Origin of the sequence: Acaryochloris sp. 'Moss Beach', assembly GCF_021497025.1 — a bacterium.
In the GTDB taxonomy this organism is placed as follows: domain Bacteria; phylum Cyanobacteriota; class Cyanobacteriia; order Thermosynechococcales; family Thermosynechococcaceae; genus Acaryochloris; species Acaryochloris marina_A.
Genome location: NZ_CP071723.1, coordinates 1 through 19,538, shown reverse-complemented (window position 1 = coordinate 19,538; position 19,538 = coordinate 1). Strand labels below are relative to the sequence as shown.

Sequence of the window (19,538 nt, the reverse complement as noted above, 5' to 3'; positions counted from 1 at the left end):
AAGATTATTTATTAAAACTGTATCCTTCTTAAAAAGAAAGGGTTCAAATGGCTGAAATCGGTTATAGGCATATTTATCTGATTGGCGAATAGAGTTCATAGCCTAATTGAAGTGTAGCTGGTACCCTGCAATGAAGACTAGAAATTCTACAGAGACTGGCTTTTAATGCTCAATATTTCTTGCTTTTCGAGGCTGGCCTGCATACATATTGCTCTTACTGCCATATGAGATTATTAAGAAATTGGTAATAGTTAATCATAGGGATGAGTAATATCTAAGCCATTTAAATTTGCGTGACTAGAGATGTTCTTTCGCTTTAGAACTATTTAGCGAAAGAACGAAATCACGATTTCGTTCTTTCTATTTATCTTTCTACAACTAACTTTAAGGCAAGCCTACATCTTTAGGATCGATAATGGTTATGCCTTGGAACCGTTTGAAATCTTTTGTGTTGAAAGTCAGGATGTGTGTGATTCCGTAAGCTATCATAGCGGCTACCAATCGGGCGTCATGGACTTGAACACCCTTGACATCATTTTTTTTGATGATATCGAGCCAATGATCGAAGGCTTCTGGCTTATCTCGATGTAGAGAGAATATCTGCATGATATTCTCAAGAATTTTAGTGACATCACTGGTTTTCATTCCTAGACCATTGTTTTTTGACGGTCTAGTACAGACATTCCAAAATTCTGCAAGAACTTGTGGAGTCACTATTAAAGTATGTCCTTGCACTATTAGTTCTCTAAGTGCATTACGTGCTTGCTGATGTTGATTACTTTCTGCCTGTCGTTCACGCAATAAAACGTTGGTATCTATCAAGATATTCATCCACGTTCGCCATAGATTGCTTCTCGGCTAATAGCTTCGTTTGAAAGAATTGGTGTTTGTGGAAATGGACTCGAAAAGTACTGCTCCAGTGTTTTGACTTTATTGGTGATATCTGATGACGCTTGCCCATTAGCTTTCGGTTCAACAACAACCTTCACGGCAACATCAGTATTCTGAAGTGCTGTGTCGATATTGAGATGCAATATGCCATCTGTGCCGATATGCTCTTGGGTAATAAATTCTTGTGCCATGCCAATATCTCTTTTGTGTTTATTACTTGTGGCTTGAGTGATCTCAGAAGTAGGGAAATATAGGGATTTAAAGCTGTTGTGATAGAAGAAATTCCTTGTCGCTATTTAGCGAAAGCACGAAATTGCTATCTTATCCATTTCTTTGTGACCATTCTCGAAAAATCTCCATGAGCAAGTCTTTCTGGGTAATTCCGTGGATAGCTGCTGTGATTTTAAAGTCACGTTTAAATTCAGCAGGGACTTTAAAATTCATGTCCACAGTTTTACCTGGCTCAGGTTTATTTAAGTTGGAACGGGTTTCTGTAGTTTTAGGTGGATCCCCTTTTTTGCTGGTTGTCAGTGGATTTCCTTTCCCTTTTCTCGGTGGTGGTGGTGGTTTTGTTGCCATTTAATCTGTTTCCCGTGACATTAAATTGATTACATCTTGGGCGATCTCTTCTGCCCGCTTTTTGAGAGAAAGATAGGTTACTTCTGACACAGATTTACCTTCGTCACTTGCTCGACGATAGGCGGTTTTTTCTGGAAGAGAACCTTGAATGAGAGTGTAACCAGTTTTCTTTATGTACGATCTGGCTTCCCTTATCTCATTCTCTCTATCACCTACTCTACAAAGACTTAGGGCGATTTTATCTTCTGTAATCCCATTCTCTACTAACTCATGTGCTAGCCGGATAGTTGGCCGCAAATCATCTAATGCTAAACCAGTTGGCAGCACAACCAGCTTTGACGCTTTGGCAATTTCAAGAGTGCCTGCCATTGAATGTGGTGGCCCATCAAATACCATTAAGTCGTAAGCGGCTGAATGCTTAAGCGCTTGTGCCACGCTGCGAAAAGGCTCAACAGCGATTTCTGGTTCTATGCCATTGTCTTCACGGCGTAATTTCCATTCCGTACTTGTGCCTTGAGAGATATCCAAATCAGCAATTTTGACATCCCACTTTGATGCTGCATATTCACGTGCAAATAGTCGAGCTAAGGTACTCTTGCCAACGCCTCCCTTTTGGGAGATTAAGCCAATAAATTCGGTCATAAGTTCTTCGCTATTTCGCTAAAGAACGCCTTCGTTATAGCACGAAAACGTTTATTCGTCTTCTGGTTCAGACATTTTATAGCAATGGATTATTTGTTCTCTTGCACTGTGATCGATTAGTGCTATTTCGCTATTTCGGTTTTAAGCGAAATAGTGTTTTATTGCTTTCGCGATTATTGTTGACGTTCTATAGCTAGTTCGTTTTTTCGCTAAATCGGTCTATCTTCCTTCTCGGGATTTTGAGCCTATCCTCGGAGGGGGTAGTAAAGTCATCAACCAAGACGAAATATCAGAACCGATATGATCATTTGTTTTAAATGGTTTTCCAAGGCTGACTAGAGGCGTACTATGGGTGGTTAAGATTCATCGTGAATTATTTTTTGGAGGAAAAGGTGTTCTAACCCCCCAAAACCTGAAAAACCCCAGCTGGTAGAAACAGCTCGGGCATCAGGCTAAAAAACTAAATCGTCTTTTAGCGAGTATTCGCGGGATCTAACTGAAAGCTTTACGCAGGCAGAAGTTAGGAACCCATAGGATCGTTTGCTTATTTTAGAGTGTTTCTATCCTTGCTGACAAGCATTCTATAAAAGGCTTAACGACACCTATCGAACTCGCTCCATGTAATCGATAGGAGCAATGATTATGACAGCCTTTGCCCGCGTCACTGCTATTCACGACGCGATCGCCCTCACCCTGACTCCGTGTGCCGGTCAGCTCTATCGCTGGTTGTTGCGGAAAGTCCCCGCTGGAAAGCCCCAAGAACTATATCTTAAAGACTTTGCCCAGTGGTCCAGCGGCCACCGAAAACAGCCCTACAGCATCCGGCATATTCAACGTGCTCTAGAAGAACTGATCGCCACTGGCCTGATCGCCATCGTTACCCGCTACACCGCCCGCATTTTCAAATTGATCTGCAACCATCCTGAAACCGCAAATGACGCATTTTCTATCAGTGACAAAAATGTCCAGATCCAGGATGAAAATGTCCAACCTCTGACAAAAATGTCCAAAACAGACCCCTCAAAGCCTTATGACTCCGTCTCTATATATAGAGAGAATAGAGAAACAACAAAGACACACCACCCACTCCTCCCTGTTCTTAAGAGTGACAAGGAAGGGATATCCATTTCTACCCAAAACCTCAATGTGGAAAATGTAGATCCTGATGTTGCAGTTGAATCTGAATCTGGTTGTGAAAAAACAAGAACAGACTCTTCTTCAAACCCTAAACCTCAAAATGTGCCGCTTTCCTCCGAAGAAATAAATATAGACCCTCAATTACAGGCTGAGGTGGAAGAGGTGATCGCTCCCCAACCGCTGAATATGAATATCAAACGGGTGGTCATGTCGGCCTCTGTGGAGATTATTCAAAATGCCCTGAGTGTCGTCAGACAACAAAAAAAAGCGGGACGGGCTAAGCGACCGGCAGGGATGCTCGTCAAAGCCATCCAAGAACATTGGTCCCCTAACCCGATTGATGCGGTGGCGGGAATACCCGATGGGTTTAATGAATGGTTTAATCTCGCCCGTGAGAAAGGCATTGTTAGGCCTCAAACGACCGTAGCTGCGATATGGGGCAATTTAGTATAAATGCACTATAGTAATTAACCAATTTTGGTCGTTACAGCGTTTGTAAGTCAACAATATTCTCAATAAATAATATTTAATGAGAATAGCTATAACCTTTGGTATTCATAGCTTATGGGTTTAAGCTGCCCCTAAATACAGCTTCGGTCGTTTGAGGCCTGGCAAAGAGCTACAATAAATTCCAAGTTTTTATACTGCTGAAAATAATTTTAATGAAATCACCCTATTCTCTGACACCAATAGTCTTGGGTGTAGCGGCAATAGTGGCTACACCTTTTCAATCAGCCCAAGCATTGAGTGCTACTGAAGTAGGCACAATTGCAGAGGCGGTGACGGTTCGGATTGATGGTCAGAACTCTGGTTCAGGAGTGATTATTAAGCGTCAGGGCAAGGTCTATACAGTCCTCACAGCAGCCCATGTCGTAGCGACCGAGGATGGATATGATGTGGTCACGCCTGATGGCCAGTTCCATGAGTTGGATTACAGCAAAGTCAAGAAGTTGCCCAATGTCGATTTGGCTCTAGTTGAGTTTACAAGTCCAAAAACTTATAAAGTTGCTGATATCGGAGACTCTACAGCAGTTAAAGCTGGAGCATCAATCTATGTCTCTGGATTTCCATTGCCGACAGCAGCTATTACAGAATCTGTGTGGAATTTCTCAGAGGGAAAAGTAACGGCTAACTCCAAACGTCCGTTGGCAGATGGCTATGCATTGATATATGGCAATGACACACTACCTGGGATGAGTGGGGGAGCCGTTCTGAACAGTGAGGGCAAACTCATTGCTATTCATGGTCGTGCAGACGCTGAACAAAGCGTTCAAAAAACAGAAACGGTATATCAGAAAACGGGGTTTAATCTAGGCATCCCTATCAATACATTTTTAAACTTAGCAGCAAATATTAGCCCCAATCTAGGATTTGTAGGTAGGGCAACTGAATCAACAGGAACTACATTAACGAAAGATGATTGGTTATTACAAGGAGTAGGCAAGTATAAAACGGGTAATTACAAAGAGGCTATTAAAGATTTCGACCAAGCCATTGCTCTTAATCCCAAGAATGCAGATGCTTACTACAACAGAGGGCTTACCTACAATTCCCTGAATCAGTACAATAAAGCCCTCAAAGACTATACTCGGGCCATTCAACTCAACCCCGGAAATGCATTAGTCTACTTCAATCGAGGAGTTAATTACAGTGCCTTGCAGCAATACGATCAAGCCCTCAAAGACTTTAATCGGGGCATCCAAATCAATCCAGGAAATGCGTTAGCCTACTTCAACCGGGGGGCTACTTACAATTCTCTAAAACAGTATGACCTAGCCCTCAAAGACTATTCTCAGGCCATCCAAATCAATCCCGAACTTGAAATCGCTTATGATAACCGGGGGATTACCTACTATGCCCTAAAGCGGTACGATCTGGCCCTCAAAGACTATTCTCAGGCTATCCAAATCAATCCCCAATTTGCGTTACCCTACTACAATCGGGGGACTGCCTACAGAGCCATTAAAAAAAACTATCTGGCCCTCAAAGACTTTAATCGGGCCATCCAAATTAATCCCGAATTTGCCGATGCCTATGGTAACCGGGGACTTACCTACAGAACTATAGGAAACAAACCCAAAGCCAAACAAGATTTACAGACTGCAGCACGGCTTTTTCAGCAGCAGAATAAACCAGTGCTATATCAAAAAGCTTTGGATTTGCTACAACGACTTTGAATATGAGCTGAGATCGAGATAAATCTATTCTAGCCAAGGCATTAGTATGTCTAGAGGGAATCCATGTATGTAGACATAGGAAATTTTGACTGGCCCATGAAACACTACCAGATCCATGCATGGTCCGTAATGGCTGGTGCAACCCTGCTTATGAGTAGCCAACCAGCTCAGGCTAATGAAGTTTGGTTTAGTTGTAGCCAATACCAAGGTATTCCTACGACTCTCGCTAAAACTAAGCGAGGTCTTGTACCAGTGATTCGGTGGGACTCAGATTATTTTTCTGAATCAGGTGGGGCTCCAGAAGCTCATTGCCAGAAAGTATCCAGCCTATTTGAACAATACTATCGAGAAGGTACTCTAGCTTATCTAACGACAGGAAGAGATCCAAAGACAAGACAAAATGTTATCTGTATTACTCCTGCAGTTGGTCTTAAATGCACAGATATTTTATTTACTCTTAAAAAAAAGAGCAACCCAGGTCATACACTTTTAAAGTTGATGAATTTGCGGGTAAGGGCTATAAACTATACACCCAATGACATTCCAAGACGTGTCCATGTGAGTATGGATAAGTTTTTGGATACACAGCCTGTCATATCAAGCAGCCCCTCAGTCCCAGCAAACCTACCTCATACCCAGTAGATCGAAAAGACAGAGCTTTGCCACTATAGGGGGTTATGCCGAATACGGCTAATTTTTTTCACAGGATCGCTAGAAGCTTGAGAGCGATCTGGTGCAGAAACAGACTCCTTCCACCCATAATATCTACTAGTTGAGCCTTGTTGTTCTCAACAAGGCTCAACTAGCTCAACCTTCATAGTCAAAAGACTTATCAACTCATGAGCATCACAAACTTTGTATTTAGATCTTGCTCTACCACTGGTGTGATTGTTTTGACACTGGTCAGCTCAGCAACCCCAGGTCGATCAGACTACCTTGTCGGTCCTCCGAGCATCGAAGATCGTATCTTTGAACATCAAATAGACAAGCAACGTTTACGCCAGATTGAGCTTGAGAAAAGGCGCTTACGCAATGTAAAGCCAACACCACAAAGAAGGGCGACACCCCCTCGTTCTATCAAACAGGTGCCCCAAAAGCCTCACAGAACAAAGACAATCAACAAACCTAAGCCTAGTGCGGCAACCTATAAAAACCAAGGGCTTGCCCTGTTTCGATTGAAGAAGTACCCACAAGCAATCACCATCTATAACAAGGCACTTACCCTGGATTCTAGCGATGCACAAGCATATAAAATCCGAGGGGCATCCTACCTACAGTTGAGAAACTATCCAAATGCATTTTCAGACCTTCGCAAAGCAGCTGCGCTCAATCCTAGTGATGCAGAGACATATACGGTACAAGGGGTTGCCTACAAAAGGGTCAAGAAATATCCCCAAGCAATCGCAAGCTACAGTAAAGCCATTGCTCTCGAACCTAGCGACGAATTGATCTACTGGAACAGGGGACTTGTCTATGCTGCCTTGAAGAAATATCCCCAAGCTCTTACAGACTATAACAAAGCAATTACTCTCAATCCTAAATTGGCAGGAGCCTATGATAGTCGGGGAAATATTCATGCCATCTTAGAAAATTATCCCAAGGCAATCCATAACTTTGATATGGCGATTGCCCTCAATCCCAAAAGTGCCAGATCACATTACAACCGAGGGAAGGTATATCAACTCTTGAAACAGCATCCAAAAGCAATCGCGGACTATAACAAAGCCATTACTCTCAACCCAAAACTAGCAGAAGCCTACAACAATCGAGGAGCTAGCTATAAATCTTTGAGAGACTACCCAAAAGCACTTTTAGATTTAAATAAAGGCATTTCTCTTGAACCTGAAAGTGCACGAGCATACACCAGCAGAGGATTGACCTATGCCTTGATGGGAAATAAAACGCTAGCAAGACAAGATTTACAAACTGCAGCCAGTCTATTTCTGAAACAGAGAAATCAAAAAGACTATCAGACTGTCCTTGAATTACTCAGAAAACTATAGGTTCCCTGGAATCTTCCTCGTTCTATAAGATTTCTTGAGCCTGATTAAACCCCAATCTCGTTGGAAGCGGAATAGATTATTGGGCACTGTTCATTTCAGGGTTACAGATCTAGCCCATAGTTGAGGCAACATTCAGACATTTTGAGATCTTGGGTATGGCGATGTTCATGTTCTCGACTATGAAGATTACCACTGATGAAAATGCATAACCCACCCCATCCTGGAGAAGTGATCCAAGAAATCTACCTTGAGCCTTTTGATATAAGTGCCCGGAAAGTGGCGACTCATTTAGGTGTTTATCACTCAACTTTTTCTCGGGTTGTCTCAGGCCAAAGTGCCGTTACTCCTGATATGGCGATTCGACTTTCAAAAGTACTTGGGGGGTCTCCAAAGAGCTGGTTAGACATGCAGGCTAACTATGATCTCTGGATGGCTGAGCAGGGCAACCCTCATGAAGAATTGGTTGCATTAGAGTTCACTTAAGTATTGATGATCCACCCCGCTTGCCAACGTTGCGATCGCTTCAGTGGATACCTTGCTGAAGGCTTCCTCGTTTGTGCCATCCATCCGAGTGGCCCTGATCAAAATCCTTGCCAAGACTTTACGAAAGTGATTGAAGACTGGCAACCATTAGGGGCAATCTCTGAAAACGGTGAGTTGGTCAAGGACTGGGTAGGATATCTGACTTCGGTAGAGCGGATTGAGGTGCTGGAGTCTCACCCATACTTCACAGGAATCTGCCCGAAGTGCGGTGCAAGTTTTGGGGATAGCAGGCCAGTCCATTACGATTGTGAAAGATGTGGTTGGATGGATGATTCGATCAACTAATTCATGAAAAACATAAGTCCAATCTTCAATCTCTTCCTTACCCTTCTACTTTTTGGGTGCAGCCCACCCCCCAGCACCACAACCAACGACATTGCCCCAACAAACACCATTCCCGCCACAGTTCTCAGCACGGGCGATGGCGATAGTCTTCAAGTGCAATCTCGAGACGGCTCACCGAACAAGATTCGCATTGGCTGCATCGACAGTCCTGAGTATTCACAGGAGTATGGACCGGAGGCAAGCCAAAGACTCAAGGCATTACTTCCAAATGGAGCTGATATCGAGCTTCGAGTGATTGACATCGATCAATATGGCCGAACAGTGGCTGAGATTTATTCCAGGGGGAAATCCGTTGGGCTTCAGCTTGTCACAGAAGGACATGCCGTGGTGTATCACCGTTACCTGGATGGGTGTGCTGATACAGCAGATCAGTATGTTGCTGCTGAGGAAGAGGCCCGATCTCAGAAGCTGAATTTCTGGAGTCAACAAAACCCCATCATGCCTTGGGAATTTAGGCGGCGAAATCGTTAATGCTTAACACGATAAAGGAAACAGTCATGCATTATTGATTGACGGGATCTATGATGAATTTAGCCTTTTCAGGTGTCCCAGATGGCATACCGTCTCTCAGCTACAAAGCTTAGCACCTATAAACAATGCCCCCAGGCATACAACTTTAAGTACGAGCGGGGACTCTCTTCACCCTCCGCTTTCGGATCGCCTGCCTTTGGAAATGCCCTTCATGGCGCACTTGCAGACATATACAAAGATTGGAACTATGCCTATCCCCTCCCTTCCCTAGATTGGTTTGCCATCTGCTGGCAACAGCATACTGGAGAGCTGAACCCAACCCAGATCCATGAGGGGTGGATGGCATTGCAGCTCTATTACGAGAAATACGTTGTCCCACTACCCATGATGAGTAAGCCCCTTGGGGTTGAGGCGAAGCTTAAAGCTAATTTCCAAGTCAATAACATCGAGTTTTCCCTAGCTGGTAGATATGACCGCTTGGACTATACCGATGATGGTTTGGAGCTGATAGATTACAAGACCAGCAAAACCATACCTTCACTAGATGGGATTGATCTACAACTGGGACTGTATTACCTGATCCTTGAGCAGACTTATCAAAAAGCCCTTCAGAAACTGAGCCTTATTTATCTAAGGCAAGGCCAGAAAATCACATTTGACGTGACCCTAGAACATCACCAGCAGGTTAAGGAGTTGATCGGGGATATGGCAATGAAGCTGAGGGCAGATCAGGACTGGAAGCCTACTACAGGGAACCACTGTGATCGCTGTGGTTATCAGAAATATTGTTCAGCGAAATCAGAAAAGCCAGAGCCATTACCGAAGACAGCTAAGGAGTTACAAAGGGTTCAATTGGTCTTAGGGTTTTGATTGGCAGCATGAACATTATCTCTGGGTATTTTAATAGTGCGGGTTTTTAATAGCTCTAACCCTTATTTACTTAAAGAATCAAAGAGGGATGAACTTGGCAAAGCAGGTCAATATTAAAGATGAAGTTCGTATTGTTTGGTTGCGAGATGTATTACCTGAGTGGGTACTTCAATCGTATACATGTGTAGAAACCCCAAAAGGTTTACCTAATGAGATCCGTGAACAGCACCACAGGAACGGGTCTAGAATAATTGGCTTTGCAGAGCTTAAAGAAGATGCCATCCTTGATGAAAGAAACAAAGGGCTTCATTGTCGTCGTTTATTTACACTCCGTGAAGAAGATATAGAAAAGTATTCTGGAGATAGTTACCCGAGAGGTGCAGTGGTTCCTCAGAGTATAGAAGCCGGGGTGAGAGGAATTTCTCCCACAAAAAAACCACAGATAACTACGCGCATTCCTCAAGAGTATCTTTGGCAAATGAATATTGTTGCTCAACAGGTAGGTATAACCGAAACTGAGGTTATATTGAATGCGCTCAAAGACTACCTAGAGAAGGCAATACAAGGTCAGTCAGTATCAGAAAGAGTCGGTGAACTTGAATCAAAAATTCACTCGCTGGAGCAAGAAGTAGCTCAGCTACGCAATTCAGGTTAAGTGGCTTCATCACCCACAGCTTCAGACGCACGGCTCTGACCCAGATGCATAATGCTGGAGTGCCGACGAAGCATATTCAGCGGATATCGGGGCATCGGACGCTGGCTGCATTGTCGGGGTATTTGGAGGTTACCGATGAGCAGGTGGAGGGGGGCGATAGCGACGTTGGTGTTTCTTTAAGCGCTGATTGATTTATCTTGATGTCTTTTTTAAAGTGGAAAGTAGTTGTCGTGGGTGATACTACCAAAATGAATAATTTGGAAACATACAACCCATCTTATTTGAGTAAGCGTTAGAAACAGCTAAACTTATCTCAGGTAAATTATGAACAATAATATATCGTAGAAGCTCTACTTGTTTGAATTAATTGTTCATTTTATTTTTAGGGTTGCTGTATGAATGTCCTCGATTGGATTAATGTTGGAAAAGTGTCTGCGGAACGTGATGATAATCTTGTTCATTACTTCTATGACAACGGGGTTCTCAAAACTGTTCTCGAAAGTAATTCTTCTTTCTTAATACTTGGACGTAAAGGCTCAGGGAAAACAGCAGTATTTCGATACTTAAAAGAAAATCCACAGAGCTATTTATCTCAAAAAAGATATATTAGTTGCATTATCATTTGAAGATTATAATTGGAAAATTCACTCACTTCTCCAGAATTCAGATGCAGCGGATTCACTCACCTATAAACAATCATGGAGATTTGTAATTCTTCTCGAGGTTATAAAAGCTTATGCCTCAAAATGTATTGAAACTAATAGTGATGTACCACCTGAAATTAAGAGAGCACAGAAAGTTCTAGAAAGTCTTTTTGACCACCCTTTGCCTTCAATATATCAAATAATTGGTAGAAAGCTTCTTGCTTTGTCAAAAGTTAAGTTACCTAGTGCTGGGCTTGATTTAGGGGAAGGAAATTTAGACTCTTTACAAGTGGCTGGTGGCGAGTTGTCTTTTGATGATGTTAACAAAAATACTGATTTTAAATCTTTGCTCTCGCAAAATATAGAGAATCTAATCAAATTTCTTGAAGCTGCAATTGCTAAGTCGAAACCATTAGATTTTCGTATTATTATCTGTTTCGATCGTGTTGATGAAGCCTGGGATGATGTTTCTGTAGATATCTCAAGAAAAGTTCTGAGAGTGTTTAGATTTTTGTGTAAGCCGTAACGTATTCAATAGTTGAATCGTGTTGGGAACAGAATAGCAAAATGGGACAGCGCCGCCTTCCAATTCAAAATCGGTCTGGTCCATCTCTTCGAGATATTCCTCATCGCCAGAAACATCAATTTGTAGACAGACTCTTCATTCGGGAAGACAGCTTTGGTCTTAATCACCTTTCGCAGTGAGCGATTGAGCGACTCAATGGCATTAGTGGTGTAGATAACCTTTCGGATGGCCATTGGGTACTTAAACAACGGAGCAATATTATCCCAATGCCGTATCCAGATTTGGCTGATGCCAGGATACGTCTGGTCCCATTTGTTGGCAAACGCATCCAAGGCAGCCTCAGATTCCTCCAAAGTGGCCGCTTGATAAATGGGCTTGAGGTCTGCAGCTACGGCTCGACTTTCCTTCCAAGGCACATGGCGCAAACTATTGCGAATGAGATGAACGATACAAACTTGAACTTGAGTATCGGGATAGACCGATTCAATCGCCTGGGGAAAGCCTTTGAGACCATCACAGCAAGCAATCAAGATATCCTGAGCGCCTCGGTTTTTAAGGTCTGTGAGCACTGAAAGCCAGAATTTTGCTCCCTCCCGCTCGGCAGCCCCTATCCATAATCCCAACAGCTCTTTGTTTCCCTCCACAGTTACCGCTAGCGCGACATAGACGGCTCGCTTGCTGACTTGGCCATTGACTTTGATGTTCACATACAGGGCATCGAGATAGACAATCGGATACACCTCATCCAATGGTCTTGAGCGCCAGTCTTTAACCTCCTCCATGACACTATTGGTGACGTCACTAATCAGACCCTCAGAGATATTGGCCCCATACAGCTCCACCAATTGAGACTCGAATATCACGAGTGGTCATGCCACGAGCATATAAGGCGATGATTTTCTCGTCGAGTCCCGCGATACGTCGCTGGCCTTTGGGCACGAGGACAGGCTCAAACTCACTGCAACGGTCGCGAGGAATCGATAGGTCCATCTCTCCTTGTTCAGTCTGGACGGTCTTTTTCGAGTAACCATTGCGACTGTTTCTAGGGCCATGAGAACGCTCATCGACGGAGGATTGATGCAGGTGATGAGTCAATTCACCTGCCAAGGCTCGTTCCACTAGGCGTTTGCTGAGTTGTTTGAGCAGTCCTGATTCGCCCAGAATATCCTCTGGCTGTGGATTCTCTCCAATGAGTTCATCCAATAGCTCATCAACTCGATTGGGTACTTGTTTCTTTCTAGACATGATGCGGTCTCCTGGTGTGTTTGGATTCTAGACCGCTTACACAAAACTCTGATCAGTCTCAAAGTTCTTACTGGATTAGTAGCTGCTTCAGATACTCTTACTGCCAAATATGATGGCATGATTCGTCCATTAGTGTTTTTGCGTGAAGATATCTTCTCGGTCTTACCTCTTAATGATGCAAATAAGCTTCGAGAGGATTGTGGAGCACTTCTTAAATGGGAAAGAGTTGATTTATTTAAGCTTCTTTTGCGGAGACTTTCTTATTATGCTAATCAGAAGGGAATTAACTCGGTAACAGAGCTTGACACACTATTTGATAAGAAAGAGATGCGTCAACGCACAAAACCATCAAATTATCTTTTAAAACGCTCTATGATGCGTCCTAGAGATATGATTTGCTTGATGAATCGAACTATTGAAGCAATGAAAGATAGTGTAAATGACCCATTTGAAGAAACTCCAGTAGAGTACGACAATTTAACTGTTGAAGCAATTTATACAGCAGAACCAGGCTACTCAGAATGGCTGAAACAAGAATTACTCGATGAATGGTCTGTTCAACATCCTCGCATCAAACAGCTATTTGATGCGATTCAAAATCATGCTTCAACACAGTTTACTCGCGGAGAATTAGAAGAGCAATTAAAGAATCTTAGCATTGAGGTAACTCAAAGTGAGTTACTAAAAGATCTAAGATTTTTTATTTTCTAATTCAATTATAGGGTTTAAGTCTGGGGCCTCAACAGCATGGAGATATAAGTGTTTTTATCCCTCACAAGGTTTTATTGAGTCTGAAGTTTATAAAGTACATGATGGCTTAATTCGTGCCTTAAATCTAAAAGAGCCTCGAGTAGATATTAAGAATATTTAGTTGTTGCTTTTAGGGTACTTCAAGAAAAAAAAGTTAATACGAAATTTAAGTATCATTGAAACAAGATTTAATGTTAAATATCTTTGAACTTTAAACTAATGTAGCCTGTCGATTAGAGAAAGACTGATACTAAATCTGACTTAGCAAAACCTTGAAATTTTCATGTCTTTCGTGGTCATATTAATTGCTTATTGAGATGAACTATTCAATTTTGAGAAGTCACCAGTTTGCAGCACTTTCGAGTGCCAATACAGGTCATTTCGCTGGGCAATTGGTATGACTATTACTGCTCTTAGCATTTTTTTGGCTTTCTTATATCTTGGGGGTACATAAGTCAGATTTGGTGTGAAGTCTTTTGCATACCACTCTATTTTTTTATACTAATTAATCCAGTGTTCAACTAGTACAAAACTATGAGTCAAGATGTCTAATAAAAATGAGTTTTAAAACCACTATTATATAAAAGTTTCTATCTTTGAGTAGCTTTCTGTTTCAAAACTACTCAAAGATAGAAAGCAGACCTCTTGGCTTCTCAGGCTGTACGTTCTTGAAGCTAACTAGCCTGATCGGGCACGTACCGATGCTCTAGCGGAATCTGCTCAATCGCCGCTCTCTGGGCTGCATCCCGCTCCGCTTTCTGTCGAGCCGCAATCCTGACCCTAGCAGCTTTGGCCCGCATCTTCTTGGCATCGCTGTTGTAGTTGTCGAGAATTTCCTCAGTATTTCGAGAGGGGGTTATGGAGTATTGATCTTGCTCTGACATGGATAGGTGGAATGGGTAAAGTTGGTTGAGCCTTCAAACGTTTATGAGATAAATGTATGAGGTACCAACAAGGATTGATCTATGGCTTCTACTGAAACACCCCAACCATCTTCTGGAGACAGTGTGACTTTCGTTATCCGAAAGTCAGGCAGGAACGTATTTATTGCAAAGATGATCATTCTTGTGGGTTTTAGTCTATTAACAGGTCATCTTTACACCCAAGATGGTATCCAAAGTTATGAAAGAGGTCGTGAACTAACACAAGAACAATATCTGGAGGGGTATGAGGAGTACAAAGGTAAATTATTACAAGAAGGTGGACAAAAGAGTAACCCTATATTTTCGACTTTTGTCGCATTTATCGGTTTTACAATCCTAATTTTCTCATACGAGTTGACTGCAATAATGATTGGATTCCTAATTGGAAAAGTGATTAAACGATGAGCCTATATTTTTGTGGGTTGCAGGTTGATGCGCTCGCGTTCAGAATACTTTGCTAGGACGGCAAGGCATGGCTCAATCAGGGGTTCGGATTGCTTGGTAATTTCAAGTTTGGCCCAAAGGGTTGCAATTAGCCTAGAGCTAGCGATAACAAAGTATTCAGCCCATGAGTTCATGTGGGGGAAGCTCTCAACCGAGCCACATTATCCATCGCCTTTCGTGCGATCATCTTCCAGTCAGTCAGTTCATCCCACCGCTGAAAAACCCTCTGATTCCCCAACCAAACCGCGCAGAATAAAACCTTGTCATCATCGGCAGGAACAGCTTCAATGGTGATCCGCTGCTTGAGCTGTTCTGGTGACAGACTTGCGATCGCAATCAGAAACCCCTTTGCGAAAGTCGAATCATAGCCCGCCTCCAAAGTACAAGGACGATGAGCATTCATCTTGAAACGGAGTTTATAAGAAGGTTGTCCTCTGAATTCCTTGGGAACGAACTCGATACTGATCAAATAACCCGTTAAAGCAGGTTGCTTTAGTTCTTCTGGCTGAGAGTCTTTATCGAGGATGTACCAAGTGCTTGTATTGGCTCGATTACAGAAAATGGCTAGGGCAGATGGACTGTCACCGAACCCCAGTGCTCTTTCATGATCGGGATCTTGGGATGGGATTTGATGTTTCTGTGATGCGGGTTGCAATATAGCTTTGGGCTGCGTTGAGGAGGTTACTGTGTTTGTGGTTGCGTTCATTGCTCGAATTCCATAGGGATTTTAATAACTGTGTGCATTTGTTCAGCGAGACCCCAGCAGTCATCACAGATTTCAGGGTAGTCATCTGCTGCGCCTTTGCACCAGGGCTGGAGATAGCCACAGGCTTGACATTCGTAGTACTGTTCAGGTTCACATCCAGAACAAAAGGACGTGCTGTGATTGCTCAGGCATCCCAGTGGTTTCAGTTGTAAGGCACCTCGACCTCTTTGAAGGAGGTTCCACATCGATCTATCCATTGTTCAAATCCTCCAAATTTAACTGTCCAAACCATTCCTGCTTGGTGTAAGCGTTGGCTTGCCGAAATGGAGCATCAAACTTCAAATGACATGGGGCACAGAGAGCCTTGAGATTACTTGGGTGATTATTCTGCGGATTCTGATCCAGGTGAGCCACGGTGAGGGTAAAACGTTGGGGCTTCTGTTCCTCACCCTCTGAAGTGAGCGAGAACCATTCAGGATGATTAATCATCAGCCAGAAAGCGAAGTGCAACCACTTAACCCCAGGCTTGCGACAGGGTTTACCGCACTCAGTACAACACCAGTTGGCCGCATCCTTGACCCGTGTTGCAATGTCATCCCAGTTGTCGGCGTATCGTTCCTTGATTATTGGCATTACGACACCAACAAAGATTGTTGCTCTGGGGCTGGATACTTCCATTCGAGATAGTCCTTAAGACCGTGTTCAGAGCCAAGGTCACGATTTGAGATGAGGCTTAATCCGCTGGTTGTCTGTGCAATTTGCGCTAGGTTTTGAACTTCGCGTTTAACTTCATCCCCAGTAACAGGCTTCCACCGAAGCGAAATCTTCAGCCCATTCTTTTGGGCCAAGGTATTAGCGATGTCGGCAGGATCTAGCCCTTTGTCAATGACTTGATATAGATAAGCTTTGTAAGCTTGATAGGCTTTGTCGCTTTCAATCTCTGGGTTCCACACATGGAAGGGAGAGAACAAGACGGATTGGTCATTGATCTGGATGCCCTTCTCTTTCTTTGCACGGGTTGATTTAGCGATAGTGATTTTCATGGCGATTCCTCCACATCTGTAACGGTTGGGGATTAGCAAGCAATGACAGCCATGTTCTCGGCCATCTCATGAGCAAGAGCGACCCTCATACGTTGTTCATCTGTCAGTCCTGTATTGAAAGCCTCTAAGACCGCTTCAGCAGCTTCTATCCTGCGGGAATAGGGGCCGAAGGACTGATGATTGAGAGTAGTGCCGACGTAGTTAGATTGACCCTGGATAAAGTTGATGTAGACATACCCAATGAGCCGACTGCCAAAGAAAACATTGAGCTTGCGGTCGTTATCAGCGGTAGGTCTGGTGTGCAGCTCGTATGAAGGTAGTTCAATGCTGCCGATAATTTGTTGGGGGAGTGTAAAATGCTTCATAGTTATAAGCCTTAAATATCTAACAGCGGGCATCGCTTGATTCAGCAAGAGTTTGGCGATGCCTTTTACTGTTCGGAAATGATCTACACATCGACATAGCCGCTATGGGTTAGTGCTTCGAGGGTCAATGCCATATCTATGTATTTGAGAGCATCGAACTGACGACGCTCGGATCTCAGTGCTGTAGCCCCGGCCATGAGATAGGCAACGCAGTTTCTGAAGCATTGGGCCTTTTGAAGGTCAAAGGGAATGCGCTCAATCTCTGGTTCTAGCTGGGGCCAGACCGCAGGATTGAAGAGTTGCTTTGCACCATTGGTAGTCAGATCACCGGATGCAATCAGGTCTTTTGCTGTCGCCACAGTGAGGACAGAAACAGGCGAATAAGCGACATTGATAGTGGGGAGATTCAGCGGAAGTTCAGGGGAGGGATATTGGGCTTGCATGGTTTTCTCCAAAGGAATAGTGACTAGGGAAGGCCAGCCCCGATTACTGGGAGGTATTGCCACAGGGCTGACCCAAGATGAAATATTGAGAGGAGCTAGGCAGCTTTGCCAATGTTTTCCAGTAGCTTTGTATTGGCCCACTCCCACCAAGAGCGATTACTCCAATCAATTGCGGTGATGTCTTCACTCTGGGCATCGTTGTAGAGAGGCACAATCACAGCGTCGAGGTCTTCAACTGCACCAGGAGAAACCCCCGAGAGTTCATACACGGTATCGGCTATAGATTCTAGTTCTGATCGCTTAATTGACAGTTGCTTAAAGAACGTCTCCCAGCTATTAATCCGGGTAACCGTGAGTTGATCCATCAGTTCATTCAGGGCAACGATCATCAGAATGTCCTGGCCTGCAACTTGTTTAAGCACTTTGAACACTGCCTCTTTCAGGGGAGAGACTTTGGCCTTATTGGTCTTGCGCTGTTCTAACCCCGTTGCTTCCAGGGTTAACAGTCCGAAGAGTTCGAGGACATGATCGCGGTTCCGCATAGTGCGATTACCGTGGTGAAGCTCCCAGGCAAACTTAGCTAGCTTGTCTAATCCGGTGGGGTCTTCAGGTTTGTACTGTTTGATGATGTATTTCTTGATATTGACCTTCTGGGGATTGGTGGGATCGATATGTTCCTTGATGGCCTTGGTCAGAGCATTGCGAGTAGCGTTGTTGTCTAAAGCGGTAGTCATCGAACTTTCTCCAAAAATGAATAGATGTTTGAACGGTTATAGGAAACATAGGCAGAATGCCCTCTCAGCAGCAAATGAAGTCCTGACCATCGGCTTCAATGTCTGAGCGCACGGAGTTTAAAAGCTCGGCAGAGTAAAGGGGCTTAGGTTCGGGCTTCGTTGGCAGAGCGGCTAGTGCTGCATATCTGAGAGAAGAAAAAATATCTCTGGGGCTGGCATGGTCACAGACTTGGATATAGGGATTAAGGGACAGCCACAGGTCTAGAGCTTCGTCATCGGTTAGATCCTTGCTACCCAGCACCAAGCGGTTGAGAATTGCCGTCTGTTGGTCATGGAGTTCAATCGTGGTGGTGAACTGGACTTGGGGAATGAGCTTGAATCGTGTCGTTGGTTTCATTGTTTTTCCTCTGTGGCGAATGGGATGAACAAATAGAGAAAGAGTGAGAAGTAGATGGGTTGCCAGAGCAAGAACCAAATGAGGGTGTAAGCGTCCATAACTGCCTCCCAAATTTTCAAAATCTCGGTAGAAAACGAAATGTGTTGAACAAGTAGATAAGGCACTACCCAAGCCAGTAGAAATCAAGCAACTGGGATTGCTCTGGGTTGCAGTGAAACTTTGCTGACATCTAGCTCGATGTATTCAGCCAAAGTCACCAGCTTTGCAAAATACTGATGGTTGGTTTCAATCACCCCCAAGTAGAGGGGCTTACCTTCTGGGGTATGGGTGTATAGCTCAGGATTTACGTACCCTTTAGAGTCTTGATAGAGAGGTGGCAAGCACTCTAAGAACCACCAATACTCATCACTCCCAATCTCGATCCAAGGGGCGCAGTAGTCTGATTCTTGTTGTTCTCTAGTTAGGTTTTGTTCAATTTGGGGATACGGCCACAGAGAATCCGTCTGTAGTTCAGCGAGTTGCATGATTGACTCCAGTTGAGAATGTAGCGGAGGGTGGTTAGGCACCACCCAAGCCAGGGGATTAGTGTTCAGAAGGCAGCAGCAATACGCCATATTCCACGTAGAGCTTGATTTCGGGCAGTGGGAAATCAGTGGAAGGAATGTCTTGGGTAATGACGGGAGCGCAAGTGTTGGGGCTGTCTTCGTAGCAGGCTAAGACTGCACTGTGGTTTTCATTGACAGTCAGCATCCAGAGTTGGAATTCTCGGAGGTTGGGGTTACTCTTGATGGCTTGGGTAGGTTGATGACTAGCTACAGCATCTAAGAGCCAGTAGCATTCCCCCTTCATAGCAAGGGTTCTAATGCCTTCTGTGTAAAGGATTCCTAGCCAGTGCTTGTAGTGGGTTTCGCTGCAATAACAATGCGCGAGTTCGATCTGAAGATTTTCAGCGGTGATCATAAGATTCATTCCCTGTGTAGCGATTGGGTGTAAGTGCAGCGGGAG

Annotated in this window: 29 protein-coding genes and 1 pseudogene; 14 read left to right on the top strand and 16 right to left on the bottom strand. The window is 43.8% G+C overall.

From position 1 onward, the window contains the following. Positions 1–384: 384 nt before the first annotated feature. The 4 genes from HRE53_RS32435 to HRE53_RS32420 form a co-directional block, all read right to left on the bottom strand. A complete protein-coding gene (locus HRE53_RS32435) occupies positions 385–831 on the bottom strand; it encodes a type II toxin-antitoxin system VapC family toxin (RefSeq protein ID WP_235112828.1) in 447 nt (148 codons plus the stop codon). Beyond that, on the bottom strand, positions 828–1,082 hold the full coding sequence (locus HRE53_RS32430; protein ID WP_235112826.1) for a hypothetical protein: 255 nt from the start codon (positions 1,080–1,082) through the stop codon (positions 828–830). The genes HRE53_RS32435 and HRE53_RS32430 overlap by 4 nt, the downstream gene beginning before the upstream one ends. 130 nt (positions 1,083–1,212) lie before the next feature. Then, complete coding sequence (locus tag HRE53_RS32425; protein ID WP_235112824.1) at positions 1,213–1,470, bottom strand: hypothetical protein; 258 nt, start codon at positions 1,468–1,470, stop codon at positions 1,213–1,215. Continuing rightward, positions 1,471–2,112 (bottom strand): ParA family protein, encoded by a 642-nt coding sequence (locus HRE53_RS32420; protein ID WP_235112823.1) that lies wholly within the window; start codon positions 2,110–2,112, stop codon positions 1,471–1,473. A gap of 642 nt (positions 2,113–2,754) precedes the next feature. Here HRE53_RS32420 and HRE53_RS32415 point away from each other — a divergent pair. The 12 genes from HRE53_RS32415 to HRE53_RS32360 all read left to right on the top strand — a co-directional run bounded on the left by HRE53_RS32415 (position 2,755) and on the right by HRE53_RS32360 (position 11,483). Then, positions 2,755–3,702 carry a hypothetical protein gene (locus tag HRE53_RS32415; RefSeq protein WP_235112822.1) on the top strand — a complete coding sequence of 316 codons (948 nt, stop codon included), beginning with the start codon at positions 2,755–2,757 and terminating at the stop codon, positions 3,700–3,702. 260 nt (positions 3,703–3,962) lie between these two features. Next, on the top strand, positions 3,963–5,426 hold the full coding sequence (locus HRE53_RS32410; protein ID WP_235112820.1) for a tetratricopeptide repeat-containing serine protease family protein: 1,464 nt from the start codon (positions 3,963–3,965) through the stop codon (positions 5,424–5,426). A gap of 129 nt (positions 5,427–5,555) precedes the next feature. After that, the gene (locus HRE53_RS32405; RefSeq protein ID WP_235112819.1) at positions 5,556–6,068 is read left to right on the top strand and encodes a COP23 domain-containing protein; all 513 of its coding nucleotides are present in this window, start codon (positions 5,556–5,558) and stop codon (positions 6,066–6,068) included. Between the two features lie 242 nt (positions 6,069–6,310). Next, entirely contained in the window at positions 6,311–7,429 is a 1,119-nt protein-coding gene (locus HRE53_RS32400) for a tetratricopeptide repeat protein (protein WP_235112818.1), read from the top strand. A gap of 195 nt (positions 7,430–7,624) precedes the next feature. Continuing rightward, positions 7,625–7,912, top strand: coding sequence for a HigA family addiction module antitoxin (locus HRE53_RS32395; protein WP_235112816.1), 288 nt, complete (start codon positions 7,625–7,627; stop codon positions 7,910–7,912). A gap of 6 nt (positions 7,913–7,918) precedes the next feature. Then, the gene (locus HRE53_RS32390) at positions 7,919–8,257 is read left to right on the top strand and encodes a hypothetical protein (RefSeq protein WP_315876959.1); all 339 of its coding nucleotides are present in this window, start codon (positions 7,919–7,921) and stop codon (positions 8,255–8,257) included. A gap of 3 nt (positions 8,258–8,260) precedes the next feature. Further along, positions 8,261–8,788, top strand: a complete 528-nt coding sequence (locus HRE53_RS32385; protein ID WP_235112808.1) for a thermonuclease family protein — start codon at positions 8,261–8,263, stop codon at positions 8,786–8,788. Between the two features lie 81 nt (positions 8,789–8,869). Further along, positions 8,870–9,658 (top strand): PD-(D/E)XK nuclease family protein, encoded by a 789-nt coding sequence (locus HRE53_RS32380; protein ID WP_235112807.1) that lies wholly within the window; start codon positions 8,870–8,872, stop codon positions 9,656–9,658. 94 nt (positions 9,659–9,752) lie between these two features. Then, positions 9,753–10,313, top strand: a complete 561-nt coding sequence (locus HRE53_RS32375; RefSeq protein WP_235112806.1) for a DUF6009 family protein — start codon at positions 9,753–9,755, stop codon at positions 10,311–10,313. Between the two features lie 44 nt (positions 10,314–10,357). Further along, positions 10,358–10,504 carry a hypothetical protein gene (locus tag HRE53_RS35460; RefSeq protein ID WP_235112805.1) on the top strand — a complete coding sequence of 49 codons (147 nt, stop codon included), beginning with the start codon at positions 10,358–10,360 and terminating at the stop codon, positions 10,502–10,504. A gap of 204 nt (positions 10,505–10,708) precedes the next feature. Beyond that, a complete protein-coding gene (locus HRE53_RS32365; protein WP_235112803.1) occupies positions 10,709–10,939 on the top strand; it encodes a hypothetical protein in 231 nt (76 codons plus the stop codon). Positions 10,940–11,138: 199 nt separating this feature from the next. Then, entirely contained in the window at positions 11,139–11,483 is a 345-nt protein-coding gene (locus HRE53_RS32360) for a hypothetical protein (protein ID WP_235112801.1), read from the top strand. Positions 11,484–11,488: 5 nt separating this feature from the next. Here the strand turns inward: HRE53_RS32360 and HRE53_RS32355 are convergent. Continuing rightward, positions 11,489–12,728 (bottom strand): annotated as a pseudogene (locus tag HRE53_RS32355) (IS256 family transposase). On the opposite strand from HRE53_RS32355, the gene HRE53_RS32350 reads away from it, so the two are divergent. Beyond that, complete coding sequence (locus HRE53_RS32350; RefSeq protein ID WP_235112799.1) at positions 12,711–13,439, top strand: P-loop ATPase, Sll1717 family; 729 nt, start codon at positions 12,711–12,713, stop codon at positions 13,437–13,439. The pseudogene HRE53_RS32355 and the gene HRE53_RS32350 overlap by 18 nt on opposite strands. A gap of 713 nt (positions 13,440–14,152) precedes the next feature. Here the strand turns inward: HRE53_RS32350 and HRE53_RS32345 are convergent. After that, the gene (locus tag HRE53_RS32345) at positions 14,153–14,362 is read right to left on the bottom strand and encodes a hypothetical protein (protein ID WP_235112798.1); all 210 of its coding nucleotides are present in this window, start codon (positions 14,360–14,362) and stop codon (positions 14,153–14,155) included. 81 nt (positions 14,363–14,443) lie between these two features. On the opposite strand from HRE53_RS32345, the gene HRE53_RS32340 reads away from it, so the two are divergent. Then, on the top strand, positions 14,444–14,806 hold the full coding sequence (locus HRE53_RS32340) for a hypothetical protein (protein ID WP_235112796.1): 363 nt from the start codon (positions 14,444–14,446) through the stop codon (positions 14,804–14,806). A 169-nt stretch (positions 14,807–14,975) separates the two neighbouring features. On the opposite strand, the gene HRE53_RS32335 is transcribed toward HRE53_RS32340, so the two are convergent. From HRE53_RS32335 to HRE53_RS32290, 10 genes are all read right to left on the bottom strand, one after another. After that, a complete protein-coding gene (locus HRE53_RS32335; RefSeq protein WP_235112794.1) occupies positions 14,976–15,551 on the bottom strand; it encodes a hypothetical protein in 576 nt (191 codons plus the stop codon). Next, entirely contained in the window at positions 15,548–15,808 is a 261-nt protein-coding gene (locus tag HRE53_RS32330) for a hypothetical protein (protein WP_235112792.1), read from the bottom strand. The genes HRE53_RS32335 and HRE53_RS32330 overlap by 4 nt, the downstream gene beginning before the upstream one ends. Then, a complete protein-coding gene (locus HRE53_RS32325) occupies positions 15,801–16,184 on the bottom strand; it encodes a hypothetical protein (RefSeq protein ID WP_235112790.1) in 384 nt (127 codons plus the stop codon). The genes HRE53_RS32330 and HRE53_RS32325 overlap by 8 nt, the downstream gene beginning before the upstream one ends. Beyond that, complete coding sequence (locus HRE53_RS32320; RefSeq protein WP_235112789.1) at positions 16,184–16,594, bottom strand: hypothetical protein; 411 nt, start codon at positions 16,592–16,594, stop codon at positions 16,184–16,186. Before HRE53_RS32320 ends, HRE53_RS32325 begins: the two co-directional genes overlap by 1 nt. Positions 16,595–16,626: 32 nt before the next feature. After that, positions 16,627–16,959 (bottom strand): hypothetical protein, encoded by a 333-nt coding sequence (locus HRE53_RS32315; RefSeq protein WP_235112787.1) that lies wholly within the window; start codon positions 16,957–16,959, stop codon positions 16,627–16,629. A gap of 83 nt (positions 16,960–17,042) precedes the next feature. Then, on the bottom strand, positions 17,043–17,465 hold the full coding sequence (locus HRE53_RS32310; protein ID WP_235112786.1) for a hypothetical protein: 423 nt from the start codon (positions 17,463–17,465) through the stop codon (positions 17,043–17,045). A gap of 32 nt (positions 17,466–17,497) precedes the next feature. Beyond that, positions 17,498–18,136, bottom strand: coding sequence for a hypothetical protein (locus HRE53_RS32305; protein WP_235112785.1), 639 nt, complete (start codon positions 18,134–18,136; stop codon positions 17,498–17,500). Between the two features lie 64 nt (positions 18,137–18,200). Beyond that, entirely contained in the window at positions 18,201–18,533 is a 333-nt protein-coding gene (locus HRE53_RS32300) for a hypothetical protein (RefSeq protein WP_235112783.1), read from the bottom strand. A 182-nt stretch (positions 18,534–18,715) separates the two neighbouring features. Next, positions 18,716–19,057 carry a hypothetical protein gene (locus HRE53_RS32295; RefSeq protein WP_235112781.1) on the bottom strand — a complete coding sequence of 114 codons (342 nt, stop codon included), beginning with the start codon at positions 19,055–19,057 and terminating at the stop codon, positions 18,716–18,718. 58 nt (positions 19,058–19,115) lie between these two features. Continuing rightward, positions 19,116–19,493 (bottom strand): DUF6876 family protein, encoded by a 378-nt coding sequence (locus tag HRE53_RS32290; protein ID WP_235112779.1) that lies wholly within the window; start codon positions 19,491–19,493, stop codon positions 19,116–19,118. Between the last annotated feature and the right edge of the window lie 45 nt (positions 19,494–19,538).

What these genes read in the sequence shown, in the direction of transcription:
- HRE53_RS32325 (WP_235112790.1), bottom strand. Translation starts at nt 16,184, where the DNA reads ATGCCAATAATCAAGGAACGATACGCCGACAACTGGGATGACATTGCA.
- HRE53_RS32335 (WP_235112794.1), bottom strand. Translation starts at nt 15,551, where the DNA reads ATGAACGCAACCACAAACACAGTAACCTCCTCAACGCAGCCCAAAGCT.
- HRE53_RS32405 (WP_235112819.1), top strand. Translation starts at nt 5,556, where the DNA reads ATGGCTGGTGCAACCCTGCTTATGAGTAGCCAACCAGCTCAGGCTAAT.
- HRE53_RS32420 (WP_235112823.1), bottom strand. Translation starts at nt 2,112, where the DNA reads ATGACCGAATTTATTGGCTTAATCTCCCAAAAGGGAGGCGTTGGCAAG.
- HRE53_RS32330 (WP_235112792.1), bottom strand. Translation starts at nt 15,808, where the DNA reads ATGGATAGATCGATGTGGAACCTCCTTCAAAGAGGTCGAGGTGCCTTA.
- HRE53_RS32430 (WP_235112826.1), bottom strand. Translation starts at nt 1,082, where the DNA reads ATGGCACAAGAATTTATTACCCAAGAGCATATCGGCACAGATGGCATA.
- HRE53_RS32425 (WP_235112824.1), bottom strand. Translation starts at nt 1,470, where the DNA reads ATGGCAACAAAACCACCACCACCACCGAGAAAAGGGAAAGGAAATCCA.
- HRE53_RS32380 (WP_235112807.1), top strand. Translation starts at nt 8,870, where the DNA reads ATGGCATACCGTCTCTCAGCTACAAAGCTTAGCACCTATAAACAATGC.
- HRE53_RS32295 (WP_235112781.1), bottom strand. Translation starts at nt 19,057, where the DNA reads ATGCAACTCGCTGAACTACAGACGGATTCTCTGTGGCCGTATCCCCAA.
- HRE53_RS32365 (WP_235112803.1), top strand. Translation starts at nt 10,709, where the DNA reads ATGAATGTCCTCGATTGGATTAATGTTGGAAAAGTGTCTGCGGAACGT.
- HRE53_RS32415 (WP_235112822.1), top strand. Translation starts at nt 2,755, where the DNA reads ATGACAGCCTTTGCCCGCGTCACTGCTATTCACGACGCGATCGCCCTC.
- HRE53_RS32340 (WP_235112796.1), top strand. Translation starts at nt 14,444, where the DNA reads ATGGCTTCTACTGAAACACCCCAACCATCTTCTGGAGACAGTGTGACT.
- HRE53_RS32305 (WP_235112785.1), bottom strand. Translation starts at nt 18,136, where the DNA reads ATGACTACCGCTTTAGACAACAACGCTACTCGCAATGCTCTGACCAAG.
- HRE53_RS32395 (WP_235112816.1), top strand. Translation starts at nt 7,625, where the DNA reads ATGAAAATGCATAACCCACCCCATCCTGGAGAAGTGATCCAAGAAATC.
- HRE53_RS32345 (WP_235112798.1), bottom strand. Translation starts at nt 14,362, where the DNA reads ATGTCAGAGCAAGATCAATACTCCATAACCCCCTCTCGAAATACTGAG.
- HRE53_RS32435 (WP_235112828.1), bottom strand. Translation starts at nt 831, where the DNA reads ATGAATATCTTGATAGATACCAACGTTTTATTGCGTGAACGACAGGCA.
- HRE53_RS32320 (WP_235112789.1), bottom strand. Translation starts at nt 16,594, where the DNA reads ATGAAAATCACTATCGCTAAATCAACCCGTGCAAAGAAAGAGAAGGGC.
- HRE53_RS32390 (WP_315876959.1), top strand. Translation starts at nt 7,919, where the DNA reads ATGATCCACCCCGCTTGCCAACGTTGCGATCGCTTCAGTGGATACCTT.
- HRE53_RS35460 (WP_235112805.1), top strand. Translation starts at nt 10,358, where the DNA reads ATGCATAATGCTGGAGTGCCGACGAAGCATATTCAGCGGATATCGGGG.
- HRE53_RS32385 (WP_235112808.1), top strand. Translation starts at nt 8,261, where the DNA reads ATGAAAAACATAAGTCCAATCTTCAATCTCTTCCTTACCCTTCTACTT.
- HRE53_RS32290 (WP_235112779.1), bottom strand. Translation starts at nt 19,493, where the DNA reads ATGATCACCGCTGAAAATCTTCAGATCGAACTCGCGCATTGTTATTGC.
- HRE53_RS32315 (WP_235112787.1), bottom strand. Translation starts at nt 16,959, where the DNA reads ATGAAGCATTTTACACTCCCCCAACAAATTATCGGCAGCATTGAACTA.
- HRE53_RS32300 (WP_235112783.1), bottom strand. Translation starts at nt 18,533, where the DNA reads ATGAAACCAACGACACGATTCAAGCTCATTCCCCAAGTCCAGTTCACC.